This is a genomic window from Flammeovirga sp. SJP92 (genome assembly GCF_001583495.1).
Lineage (GTDB): Bacteria > Bacteroidota > Bacteroidia > Cytophagales > Flammeovirgaceae > Flammeovirga.
In genome coordinates, this window is sequence record NZ_LQAQ01000108.1 from 1 (window position 1) to 13,734 (window position 13,734).

Below are 13,734 nucleotides of genomic sequence, written 5' to 3' on the forward strand. Positions count from 1 at the left end.
TACTGTCTACTATAATCGATGGCTATGCTTTCGAAGTTGTCAAGTAGTTCTACAACCTTTTCTTTTGGTAAATTTTTTTCAGCAAACGTACCAGTCTTTTTTACCTTTTTTGATTTGGCTGGATTGAGGTAACTGATGTTTTTGGTGTATATAGTGTCAATGTCTATTTTCTTGTCATAGGCAAAAGACTTTATTCCTGCTCCTTTAATTTTTAATTCTTCCACTTGAAGTAAGAAAAGTGAGTCAATAATCCCTACTGATTTATAGCCCATTTTTGGAAGAATATGAGCATCATAAATTGAAATAGAATCACCACCAGAGTCCAAGACTAATTCACTGGAAGAAATGACATAAGGAGAAATGTCTCTCTCAAACTGAAGTCCTTTCACTTTAAAAAAAACATGGTTAGGCCTTATTTGCCCAAGATACTTATCATAAGAAGTTTTTGACTTCAATTGATTAACATCCAATTCTCCACCAAAAAAAGTAAGGTAGCTTTCTAATCCATTCTTGTCAGTGTGTAATAATGCAAAGTCATCTAATGCAAGTTTGATGTTTTCAATCCCTAGATACTTTAAAAACTCTTTTCGGATTTTCTCTTTAGAAGTCTTCGTTGTATCACCTTCTGGTTTCAGACGTTCGTCAATTGCAATAATACCTCTAACACCATCAAGATGAATATTGCCTGCACTTAACTGATGTATATCTTTCAACATCCTCAAGTCAAGCCCATCTATATTAATATGGTTTATACCTGTCAAAGCTTTGATAAACATATTATTATTCTGATCAATGGGAGTTAGGGCTACTCCTTTGATTTTTAATGTCTGGTTTTCAACATTTAGGCTGATCTTATCGATAGAGGACTTATGGTTGATGGATCTAATAGGAACATAAATATCTTCTATCACAAAATTGATTTCTTCCCAGTCGAACTGTTCTTTTGTTAAAGAAAAATCGACAATATCTACTCCCATACTTTCACTTCTACCTAAAAGCCCTGTTTCTTCTTTTGTAATAGTAAGAGGGCCTTTTCTTAGATGAAAATCATGTATTAATAAATACTTGAATGGAATTCCTTGTTTAGGGGAAGCTTTATTGATACTGTCTTTTGTAATTGAACTAGCTGATGCAATAGCCTCTTTTAATGGAATTTCGATATCAGAACTAGGAATGTCAATAAAAATATTATCAACAATGAGAGAATCCGAAAATAGATATTTTCTCCACGTCACATGATTGAAATGAATGCCTTGTACATAACTCTCAATATCTAATTTGGTTTGTGTAGAATCCAAGGTAGATATATTAAGACCTGCTATTGCCAATGAACTGTCATTGGTAGTGAAGGCCATCTCCTCAATTAAGAAGTTATAGTTATCAATTTGAGGTAAATCAATGTCTTTAAAGTCAACATTGGCACTGTAAATATCAAAATACTTGGGGTTGTGCAGAGGAAGATTTAATGAGTCTACATCAAGTTCTATATCTTGGATTGTTAGTTGATCTTTATACTCGTTTTCTTTTGGAATGTTGATGGTTACATTTCCATTTTTTAGAAGTATCGAATTTAAAGCAATAGAAATGTTCTTTTGTTGTTTTCCTTCCTTTTCAATTTTCTCAACAGGATGAGTAGGAAGCCAGACTTCCGTCTTTAAGTCATCAATTAATAGATGATTATATGCAAAGATAGAGTCTAATGGTGTTTTTAAGAAAAAATTATAATCGACTCTATTTAGAGTGATTTTTTTGGCTTGGGCACTGATATAAGTTTGAGATGTGGAATCCGGAATTGTATGAATTGGCTTATAAGCAGGGGAATATAAATATAATTTCTGCCATTTTGAATGATAGTACAATCCGCCAACCTTAGCGTAATGTTCATTGTCGAAATTCCATCTTTGATATTTAAGTTTTACATCAAAGTGATGATAATCAATTGGTATTTTTTGCTTTAATATTTTATTGTTGACCTCAATTCCATCAATATTCACAGAAATATCATTGACTTGTCTTTTACCTAACTTTTGGGTTTCGAAGGGGATTTTTGCACTTTCCAGATTGAACTCTTTGACAAATATTTCTCTTAAAAAAGGAGGGAGTTGAGGCGTCTTTCTAATATTTTTTTTCCCCTTTTTAGAAATGGAGTTTAAGGAAAGTTCTATTTGAGGCTTTACAATCGATAGCTTGCTGATATAAAGACTGCTGTCAAATAAAAAACGATTCATATCTAAACCTTCTAAAGAGAGTAGAGGGATAGTGGCATTATTGACAGGTATTTTTTCATCTACTCCTTCATTAATTCTATAAAGAGATGTATTGAAAATAAGTAGAGAACTATCAATCGTAGAGAAATCAATTTTGCCCAAGCTGACACCGAAGGGAGAATCTTTTAATTCAAGTTTTATATTTCTTGTGTTCAATTCTAAATCACCAACATGCAGAGGCAACATTTTTTGCTCAAGTGTAAGAGAATCTAGGTAAATATCTTTTACAGTTGTAGAAATTTCATCTAAAGCAATCTGCTGTTTTATTCGTTGGGTGTGATCGTAATAATTCAACGAGGATTTATTTGTCCTTACATTGCCAATTCTATACCTTTTTAAATTTTCTTTGTTTTGATAGAATAGTGTGTGTAAAGTTTCTGTCAGAGTTTTATTCGCGAAACTTTCCTTCTTTTTCTGCCCTTCAATTTTATATTTATGAATCTCTATGTCAGCAGAGTCTAAAAGGACATTTCCTATGTATATTTCTTTTTGAAAAACAGCTCTTAAGATAGAGAAATTCTGTAATTCAAATTTTTTCAGATTGACTTTGACAAGATTTTTCTTATGACCTAATGGAATGCTGTCGTTGAAGGCAACAAATGCACTGTCGGGTGAAAAGGAGGGATTGATTAAAGTGATTGATCCGCTGGATAAAAAGTCATGAATGGACCATCCTGAAATAAGATTGACGTGTATTTTATCATAATCAAGAGAGTACTTTTGTTTGCTTCCTCTGCTTACACTTTCTTTGATGGCTACACCAATTATTTCATCTGGATAATATTGTAATGCAATATGAATACTGATGACAAGACTTAGAAACAATGTTACAAAACCGATTAAGAAAATCACAAAAAGATTGGTCAGTCGTCTTGCTAAACTTCTTTTTTTTCGGACTTTTTTCTCTATCTCTTTTTTGTCCTCACTGTTTTTATTTGGCTTTTCATCAGTACTCATTCACAGTATTATAGAATGGAGTCGTCCATGTTCATTGTGCCGTCACTGATCCATAATTGTCTATCAGCCATTTTTGCCAGTTGATGATTATGAGTGACAATCACAAAAGTTTGGTTCATCTTGTCTCTTAACTCAATAAAAAGTTTATGAAGTTCTTCAGCATTGTTAGAATCAAGGTTTCCACTTGGTTCATCCGCAAAAATAATCAGAGGATCATTAATTAAAGCTCTTGCAATAGCACATCTTTGTTGTTCGCCTCCTGACATCTCAGTAGGCTTGTGATCCCATCTGTCACCGATGTTCAATTGATCCATCAGTTTTCTGCCTTTATTTTCCACATCACTCATTTTCTTTCCAGCAATTAGAGCAGGCATGCAAACGTTTTCTAATGCAGTGAACTCAGGTAATAGGTTATGAAATTGAAATACAAAACCTATTTTATCATTTCTGAATTTTGCTAAATCATCACCATGCAAAGATGTGACTTCAGTATTGTTAATCCATACTTTACCTTTATTAGGAGAGTCTAAAGTTCCTAATATTTGCAGTAAAGTACTTTTACCAGCACCTGAAGCACCCATGATAGATACTATTTCGTTTTGTTTTATCTCTAGATCAATTCCTTTCAATACGTTCAGTTTCCCGTATGATTTTGTGATCCCTTGTGCTTTCAGCATAATTTGTTTCATATTTGAATCCAACAACCATCATATCATCCCCTTGTTCTGTCCCTTCTTTCCATTTATGGAAGGTAGAATGAAGTGCGTTACATTGTTCTGTAAACGGAAGCGAAGATAACTTAAAAAGTAAATTTTTGAACTGTACTTTTTTAAATTTTTCTCCCTTGGCATTAAATTGACTAGAAAAACCGTCTGAAAACAAGTACAAGATGGCATCTTCACTTAATTCAAAGTCGAAGTTGTCAAAAGACGGCTCAACATCATTGAAAATAATACCAATACTGCAGAAGTTGCTTTTAATGGTTTTCAGTTCGCCATTTTCAATAATTATTAAAGGCCTTCTAGCACCCGCAAAATTTAAGTTTCTTGTTCCTTTTTCAAATCTACAAACTGCCACATCCATACCATCACTTATTTCATTATTTTCATGAATTTTTAAAGCGATTTTCAGATTTTGATCCAATTTGGTTAATAAGTCAGCACTTCTAATGTTTGGATTATCTCTTACCAATTCATCTAATAACTGATTTCCTACAATTGAAATAAAAGCAGCAGGAACACCGTGGTTAGTACAATCTATTAATAATAAAAAGATGTACTTAGAATTTTCCCTGATCCAAATGAAATCTCCAGTCACTTCACTTTTAGTGATACTTAAGTTAAACGACTTTGGAAATAATTTGGGGAAAGTGCCGTCACAGCTAATAATAGCATCTTGAATATTGGCGGCATATTTTATGCTTCCCTGCATTCGGTCATTTATTTCTTTCAGTTGATAGCTTTTCTTTTCTATTTCGTCTTTGGCTTTTTGTACCTTTTCTCTTTCGTTTCTGAATTCTTGTGTCCTTTCATCTACTTTTTGTTGTAATGTATCTTTCTTGATTCTCTCTTTTCTTAACGAAGAATAGAAAAGGTAGAAGATAAAGATTACAATCAGTAAAGTAATAATTGCTCTCACACTTCTTTTTTGGAAGAATTTTTTCTCAATGGTAAATTGAAACTCTTCATTGATAGGAGAGGCAATTCCTCTTGCGTTGACGGCTTGCAGGCTAAATATATAATCTCCAGGAGGTAAATTGGAATAAATGGCCTGGCTGTTTTCTGAAAGAGGATGATAATATTCTTCATACCCAATCAATTTCCATTTGTACCTAATTTTTGAAGGCACATTCATAGAAATACCTACAAAATTAATTGTGATATGATTGTAATTGCTTGGTAATTGTAGATTTATAGGTAGATGAGATTTCTTGTCAATGCCTTCGCTATAATCTTCCCAAGGGAAATCTTCAGAAAACATTTGTAGATCCTCGAAAACTATAATTGGAGGAACCATACTGTAAACACTCTTTGTTGGATTGATTTTGACTACACCATTATCAGTACCAAACCATAAATTACCATTTTTGTCCTTTGATGCACTGCTTTTTGTGTAGGATAATGAATTAAAACCTTCAGCAGTACCGTATTTTTCTACCTTAACAATATCATTATTCAATCCTACTAAATGATTGATTCCATTGTTACTACCGGCCCAAATGTTGCCTTTTTCATCAACTTCTACAGAATAAATATTAGTGGAAGAAAGTTTTTCATCTTGAAATGAGATGGCCATTTCAGCACCTTCATGTAATTTACATAAACCACTTCCTGTAGTGCCTATCCACAAGTTATTGAGCTGATCAAAAACCAAATCATTGACATAATTGGAAGGGAGTGATTTGTTGTTAGGTTGAAAAGTATTGATGATCTCAAAATTATTATCAATATGAATCAAACCTCGCCCCCTTGTGCCTAACCATAAAGTAGAGTCTTTGGGAGAAATAGCAATTTTAGATACTCTTGAACTTCTTAAATCTTTAGAATAATCTTTTACATATTTTAAAGAATTGTCCGTCACTTCAAAAATATGATTGATTAATACAGCGTATAACTTTCCATTTTTCTTGAAAAAAGAAGTGGGACTATTTAGAAATTCCTCATGAGAGGGGTCCGTTAGTTTAACCCATTTTTCATTTGAATATCTAAAAACACCCTTATCAGTGCCAATAATCAAATGATCCTGAAAGTTTTCAATCATATTCAAATACCTAACAGAAACGGGTAGGACTATTTTTTGACTGAATTTTTCATTTTTCAATAAGATGATTTCATTTTCAGTGCCAACAAAAATTGTATTGTCCTTCCATTGATAAGTATCTAACACTTTTCCGTCGATTTGAGCACCTTCCCCAAAGAAAGTATAAATGTCATTATTCAAACGAAAAAGACCGTTAGGAGTGGCAAACCAAATACCATGTTCTTCATCCTCACAGATACTATTAATATGTCGGTCTAAACCATTTTCATAATCTAAATGACGAATTTCCTTTTCATCTTTGAAGGCATAAGCTCCATTATTCCTTGTGCCAATCCAAAGAATGCCATCTTTACTCTCAAATATTGAAAGTATTTTCTTTCGGTTTAATATTCTTTTTGGCTGTTCATTTTGATCTTTATGTAATATCCAGATCCCATTATCAGTGCCTATTGCTACTTTATTATTAGAAAGATGATGAATTGTCTTGATATTACCAGGAAGTCTGATATGACGTTGGATTTTTTCATCTTTGACAATCAATATTCCTTCCTTAATAGTACCAATCCATAAATTACCAAGGGTGTCAGATGATACACACGAATATTTTGTATTTTTTCTTAAAGGATAATGAAAAGACTTTTTATTGAACTTTGGGTTTAGTTTAAATAAAGCAAAAGAAGTGGTAATACCCCATACTTCTTTATTTTTAATACTATAATCTATATTTCTTACACCAAAAGGAATACTGTCATTGATCAGGTAATTGAATACTTTTCTATCAGAAAGTAAATTGACACCATTGGCTGTGGCAGTCCATATATTGTGATCTTCATCACAAGCAAAATCAAAAATGAAGTTGTTAGAAAGACCTTTTTTTGAATCAATAGTATAAAAAGACTGACTATTATTAATATTAATACCTCCTTCAATAGTGCCAATGACTATACTTCCATACTTTCCTTGTTGTAAAGCAACACAGTTATTTTGAACCAGTCCATTATTGATTGTAAACTTGGTAATATTGTATTGTTGGGCATCAACTTGAAAACATAATAAGAATAATGATATATAAAGAAGTGCTTTTGTCATTAGAACGGAGTGATATAAAGAGTAATGTTTTATTTATAAAGTAAGGACTTTTTAAGTCTAAGTTGAGGTTGTTCTTTTTTTGTTCAACTTACAGTATGTTCCAAAACTATATTATTGATAAGCCAGGACAAGAATACAATGTATATACAATTAATTATCCTTCATTTTGAAAATGATGAATTTACATCAAATAGGCTTCTTAAACATCATAATATAGATTCTAAAATGCAATAAGCAAAAAACGAGCTGTTTTTGACAACTCGTTTTCTTAAATTTAATGAAATCTGCCCTGAAACATAAAACATGGTAGTAATATGCATAAAACAGTATGTTGAATTATTTTTTCTGTAAACTAGAACCTCTTTGGATCAAATGACTTTCAACAACTTCAGTTCTTGGAGTGAAATCTTCATCTTTCTCTTCAGCACGAATTTGCTCAAGTAACAATTTAGCGGCTGTAATTCCAATATCAACCCCAGATTGCTCTATAGAGGATAGAGGCGGGTCTAATAATTGCGATAAACGCCAGTCACCAAAGCCGATCACAGAAACATCGTTAGGGATTGAAAGACCTTTTTCCTTAGCGGCGTTCATTGCACCTATTGCAGTTACGTCATTGTTCGCAAATACCGCATCAAATTCAGTATTGCTATCAATAATGTCGAACATTGTAGTTTTACCTTCCTCTAAATCACCTTTAGGGCAAGGAATAATTTTACTTTCGTCAACCGCAATTTTATAATCTTTCAATGCCGCTATATAACCGCTTTTACGGTCTCTTCCGATGGCAAGATTATCAGGACCACTTAAATGAATGATGTTTTTACATCCTTGTTTAATAAGGTGTTCCGTTGCCATGTATGCACCTTGGAAATCATCGGTAATTACTTTACTTACATCAAGTTCCTCAGAAACTCGATCAAACATTACTAATGGCACACCTTTGTTAACAATGCTTTTTAAATGAGATAAATCGTTAGATTCTTTCGTTCTAGAAATAAGTAACCCATCCACTCTGCTTGAGAACATTGCTTTCGTATCCACTATTTCTTGCTCAGTAGACTCATTAGAGATACATATCATTACGTTGTACCCTTCATTGTAAGCCACTTTTTGGACACCAGAAATCACGTTAGCAAAAAAGTCATGTACTATCTCTGGAACAATGATTCCTAAAACAAAAGATTTATTATGCCTTAAACTCAAAGCAAGTGAGTTTGGTTGGTAGTCTTTTTCTTTTGCGAGTTTGTGTACAGCGTCCTTTGTGTCTTGACTGATATCGGGGTGGTTTTTTAGAGCTCTTGAAACAGTAGATTTAGAAATACCAAGTTCATTGGCGATGTCTTGCATCGTGTATTGCCCTTTTCTCATACTTATTTTTATAGTTGATTTCGTTCAAAATTGTACTGTTTTTTGAAAAGATATAGAATAACTATGAAACGACCTATTCTTATTGGAAAAAAAGGCGAATTCCGCGCAACCGATTGAAGAAAAAACAAAAATTCTCAATTTGTGTTTTTTTGCTAAAAATGATATTTTTTTTCATCGTTGTAAACAATGTAATATTTTACACTTATTTAAAAGTAAAATCAAAATTAAGTTAATTGCACTTTGTACAATTATTAATGTTTAAATTTTATAAAAATGTAAAATATTAGAATATTATATTGTTTAATAATATTTATAATCTATAATATATTGATCGATCATTTGTATACTTTACTATGTAGAGTGTTATTCAGGGGTGTTTTTTTGACTGAAATTTAATTAAACTAAAAAAATATCATTTTGTCTTAATTAATTAAGTGACTATTTTGCATAAGCAATGAAGATAAAAACGGATTTGCTAATTGTACTTTTCTAAGAAGTAATTGTTCTTAAGATGATTTTTTTAATAAGAGCAATAATGGAACAAAGCAATTATTTTAGTTATTCTTAGGAAGAATTATGGAATTGAAAAGTACTTGTCTATTTGTCTAACTGTATAAGTATGAAAATGAGCATTAATTCTACATGGCGTTATGCTACAACTATGCTGCTATTATTGTTCTCTCTAGTAACATTTGCCCAAGAGAGATCCGTGAGCGGTAAAGTAGTAGATGAAAATGGTGACCCACTACCAGGAGTAGCTGTACTAGTAAAAGGTACTACTAAAGGTGGAACAACTAACTTTGATGGTGAATACAAAATCACCCTTTCAGAAGGCGAAAACATCTTAGTTGTAAGCTACATTGGCTACAAAACACAAGAGGTTTCAGTTACAAGCCAATCTAAAATTGATTTTGCATTGGAAGTTGATGCAGAGCAACTTGATGAAGTAGTCGTAATTGGTTACGGTAGTGTTAAGAAAGAAGATGCTACGGGATCAGTTCAAGCTATTACTGCTTCTGATTTCAACCAAGGTGCAATTACATCTCCACAAGAACAATTACAAGGTAAAGTTGCAGGTGTAAGTGTAATCACTGCAGGTGGTGCTCCTGGTGCAGGTGCAACAATTCGTGTACGTGGTGGATCTTCTCTATCAGCTTCTAATGATCCTTTGATTGTAATCGATGGTGTACCTGTTGATAACGAAGGTATTAATGGTATGCAAAACCCATTAAGTGCTATTAACCCAAATGATATCGAATCATTTACTGTATTAAAAGATGCTTCTGCAACTGCAATTTATGGATCAAGAGCATCAAATGGTGTAATTATGATTACCACTAAGAAAGGTACTTCAGGTAAAATGAAGATTGATTACACAGGTAATGTATCAGTAGCTACTGTTCCTAACACTGTAGATGTTTACAATGCAAGTGAATTCAAAGATGTTATCAGAGCAAGATGGGGTGAAGGCTCAAGAGCTGAAAGCTTCCTAGGTAACTCAAATACAAACTGGTCAGATCAGATTTTTAGTTCTGCAGTATCAACAGATCACAACGTGTCAGTTGGTGGTTCTGTGAAAGATGTACTTCCTTACCGTGTTTCAGTTGGTTACACATGGAATGATGGTATTTTAAATACATCCCACATGGATCGTACTACCGCAAATATTAACTTGTCACCTAAGTTTTTTGATGACCATTTATCTGTTAACATGAGTGTTAAAGGAATGTATATCAAAAATAGATTTGCTGATACAGGTGCTATTGGAAACGCAAATGCATTTGATCCATCTCACCCAGTGAGATCAAGTGAGTCACAATATGATAAAGTAGGTGGATATTATACTTGGTTAGATTCTGAAGGAAATCCTATTACTATCGCTCCTAAAAACCCGGTAGCTTTATTAGAACAAAAGAATGACGAGGCCACTGCTTGGAGAAGTATTGGTAACTTACAATTAGATTATAAATTTCACTTCTTACCAGAGTTAAAAGCTAACTTAAACATTGGTTATGACTACTCTGATTCTGAAGGCTCTACATACGTACCTACAAATGCAGGCTTTATTGGAGGTTTAGCTGGTGAGGACAACAGATTTACACAGAAGAAGAAAAATGAATTATTAGATTTCTTTTTACAATATAACAAGGAATTGCCAAGCATTGATTCTCGTTTAGATGTTATGGTTGGTTACTCTTGGCAACATTTCTGGAGAGAAGAATATAACTTAAACGGACCTGTAGGAGGTGTCAATGCACAAGAGAAATTATTCAGAACTGAAAATTACTTAGTGTCATTCTTTGGTAGATTGAATTATACATTTAAAGATAGATACCTATTGACAGCTACATTGCGTAATGATGGTACTTCACGTTTCTCTTCTGATACAAGATGGGGCTTATTCCCAGCGTTAGCATTTGCTTGGAATATGAAAAAAGAAGGTTTCTTAACTAATTCTGACGTTGTAAGCACAATGAAATTAAGATTAGGATATGGTGTAACAGGTCAACAAAACATTGGTTCTGGCGATTATCCATATTTACCAACTTATACTGCTTCGCAAAACGAAAAAGCATTAGGAGAATTCTATCAAAGAAATGGTAATGGAGAGTGGGAACCTGTTCACTTATCAACGTTAAGACCAGAAGGTTATGATGCTAAAATAAAGTGGGAAGAAACAACAACATATAATATCGGTGTTGACTTTGGTTTCAAAGACGATAGATTTACAGGTTCAATTGACGCTTACTACCGTAAAACAAATGACTTGTTAAACACAATTCCAGTACCTGCTGGTTCGAACTTAGTTGACCAACTCTTAACTAATGTTGGAGATTTGGAAAACAGAGGTATTGAATTTAGCTTAAATACTAAAATTGTTAATACAGGTGATTGGTTCTGGGACTTTGGTTTTAATGTAACTTATAACCAAAACGAAATTACGAAGTTAACACAAGTTGAGGATCCTAATTACAAAGGAGTATTAACAGGTACTATTGCTGGAGGTACTGGTAATAATGTTCAGATTCACTCAGTAGGTCATCCATCTTTCTCATATTATGTATGGGAACAAGTATATGGTCAAGATGGAAGACCATTAGATGGAGTTTATGTGGATAGAAATGGAGATGGAGATATCACTGAAGATGATAAGTATCAATTCAAAGATCCCGCTCCAGATGTAATGGTAGGTTTTACTACGAAAGTAGCTTATAAAAACTGGGATTTCAGTGCAGCAGGTCGTATGAACTTTGGAAACTATGTTTATAATAACTTAGCTTCAGGAGCCTCTTTAACTGGTACTTTCACAGATGTAGGATATACATCTAATCAACCAACTGCTTTAAGTAATACAGGTTTTAACCAACCTCAATATTTTTCAAACTATTTTGTTGAAAATGCATCTTTCTTCCGTCTTGATAACATTATGTTAGGTTATAACTTTAATAATGTTAAAAACGGAGATATGAATGTAAGAGTTTACACTACTGTGAATAACGTATTTGTTATCTCAGATTACTCAGGTTTAGACCCTGAAATCTCTGGTGGTATTGATAACAATGTTTATCCACGTCCTCGTACATTCTTGTTGGGTGTAAATGTGAACTTCTAAAATTAGATAGTAATGAACTTTAAAAATATATCAAAGCGAGTAGCTATTGTTTTAGCTGCTTCATCAATGGCATTTACATCTTGTGTAAATGACCTTGACACAGAACCAATTGATCCAAACTCAACAACTGCTAGTAAAGTATTTGAAGATCCTTCGAATTATATTAATGCATTAGCAAAGTTGTATGCAGGTTTTACTTTATCAGGGCAAGAAGGTCCTTCAGGTAATGCCGATATTAAGTTTTTGGATGAAGGTCATGGTCAATATCTTCGTGGTTTATACGTGCTTCAGGAGCTTCCAACTGATGAGGCGATCAACGGTTGGAATGATGGTAATCTACCAAAGATTTCTCAAATGACATGGCAAGCGAATAATGAATTCATACGTGCATTCTATTATAGAGCAATTTACCAAGTGTCATTAGCAAACGAATTCTTACGCAGCATTCCCGAAGAAGGTGAAGTAAATGGCATTCAATATAAAGGAATGAGAGCTGAAGCTCGTTATATCAGAGCTTTTGCTTACTGGCAAGCATTGGATTTATTTGGTAATGGTGTTCCATTTGTAACAGAGGCAGATCCAGTAGGTTCATTCTTACCATCACCAGCAGGTTTACCAGGTTGGGGTGCAGATAGAAGAGAATTATTTGATTACATAGTTGCTGAATTGACTGAAATCAAAGCTGATCTTCCTGCACAAGGTCAAGCTGAATTGGGAAGAGCTTCACAAGGTGCATTAAATATGTTATTGGGTAAATTATACCTTAATGCTGAAACATATACTGGTACTGCAATGTGGAATGAGGCAAAAACTGTTTTAGAAGAAGTAGTTAACGGTCCTTATACTTTACATAATAGTTATGCTCAAATGTTTACTGCTGACAACCACATGTCAACAGAAACAATTTGGTCTTTTAACTTCAATGCTCTAAACACTCAGACTTGGGGTGGTATGACATATATGATCCATGCTGCTGTAGGTGGTACTATGAAAGCCGAAGATGATTTTGGAATCAACGGTGGCTGGGGTGGTAACCGTTCAATTAGAGAGCTTTATAATAAATTTGAAGGTAATGACTTCAGAGGTAAAGCAGGTTTAATCACAGTTGGTGATGATGGAGGAGATATTGATGATCAATTCAAATTTACACAAGGTTACTTTGTTGGTAAATTTAAAAATATCAATGCTGATAGTTCTCAAATTGCAGCACCAGATCCAAATGGTGATCATGTAGATACAGATTTCCCTGTTTTCCGTTTATCTGATGCAGTTCTTATGTTAGCAGAGGCTGAAAAAGGAGGTCCTAATGGTTCAGGTTCAATATCTGGAAGTACTCTTGATTTAATCAATCAAATTAGATTAAGAGCTGGAACTAATACAGTAAGTATTACTGAAGCGGGTTCAGGTACTTGGTTACTTGATGAAAGAGCTAGAGAATTGTATTGGGAATGTCACCGTCGTACTGACCTAATTCGTTGGGGTAGATACACTAAAGGTGATAACTGGCAATACAGAGGAGGAACTGAAAATGGTTCTCTTGTAGATGATAAGTTTAGATTGATGCCAATTCCTGCATCAGACTTAAATGCTAACACAAACCTAGTTCAAAACGACGGTTATTAAGATATTTAGGTGGTATATTATAATGATATACCACCAAATCAATAACATAATTTT

At 33.5% G+C, this 13,734-nt stretch carries 6 protein-coding genes; 2 read left to right on the forward strand and 4 right to left on the reverse strand.

What is annotated here, in order from left to right:
* The 4 genes from AVL50_RS27825 to AVL50_RS27840 all read right to left on the reverse strand — a co-directional run.
* On the reverse strand, window positions 1–3,224 hold a 3,224-nt coding region (locus AVL50_RS27825), incomplete at its 3' end, for a hypothetical protein (protein WP_157491625.1).
* A gap of 8 nt (window positions 3,225–3,232) precedes the next feature.
* Window positions 3,233–3,901 carry an ABC transporter ATP-binding protein gene (locus AVL50_RS27830; RefSeq protein ID WP_062620547.1) on the reverse strand — a complete coding sequence of 223 codons (669 nt, stop codon included), beginning with the start codon at window positions 3,899–3,901 and terminating at the stop codon, window positions 3,233–3,235.
* Complete coding sequence (locus tag AVL50_RS27835) at window positions 3,840–7,073, reverse strand: two-component regulator propeller domain-containing protein (protein WP_062620549.1); 3,234 nt, start codon at window positions 7,071–7,073, stop codon at window positions 3,840–3,842. The genes AVL50_RS27830 and AVL50_RS27835 overlap by 62 nt, the downstream gene beginning before the upstream one ends.
* Window positions 7,074–7,409: 336 nt before the next feature.
* A complete protein-coding gene (locus AVL50_RS27840; RefSeq protein WP_062620551.1) occupies window positions 7,410–8,444 on the reverse strand; it encodes a LacI family DNA-binding transcriptional regulator in 1,035 nt (344 codons plus the stop codon).
* 625 nt (window positions 8,445–9,069) lie between these two features.
* On the opposite strand from AVL50_RS27840, the gene AVL50_RS27845 reads away from it, so the two are divergent.
* Together AVL50_RS27845 and AVL50_RS27850 are read left to right on the forward strand one after the other, a co-directional pair.
* Window positions 9,070–12,057 (forward strand): TonB-dependent receptor, encoded by a 2,988-nt coding sequence (locus AVL50_RS27845; RefSeq protein WP_216639096.1) that lies wholly within the window; start codon window positions 9,070–9,072, stop codon window positions 12,055–12,057.
* A 12-nt stretch (window positions 12,058–12,069) separates the two neighbouring features.
* Window positions 12,070–13,680, forward strand: coding sequence for a RagB/SusD family nutrient uptake outer membrane protein (locus tag AVL50_RS27850; RefSeq protein ID WP_063850967.1), 1,611 nt, complete (start codon window positions 12,070–12,072; stop codon window positions 13,678–13,680).
* The last annotated feature ends 54 nt before the right edge of the window (window positions 13,681–13,734 follow it).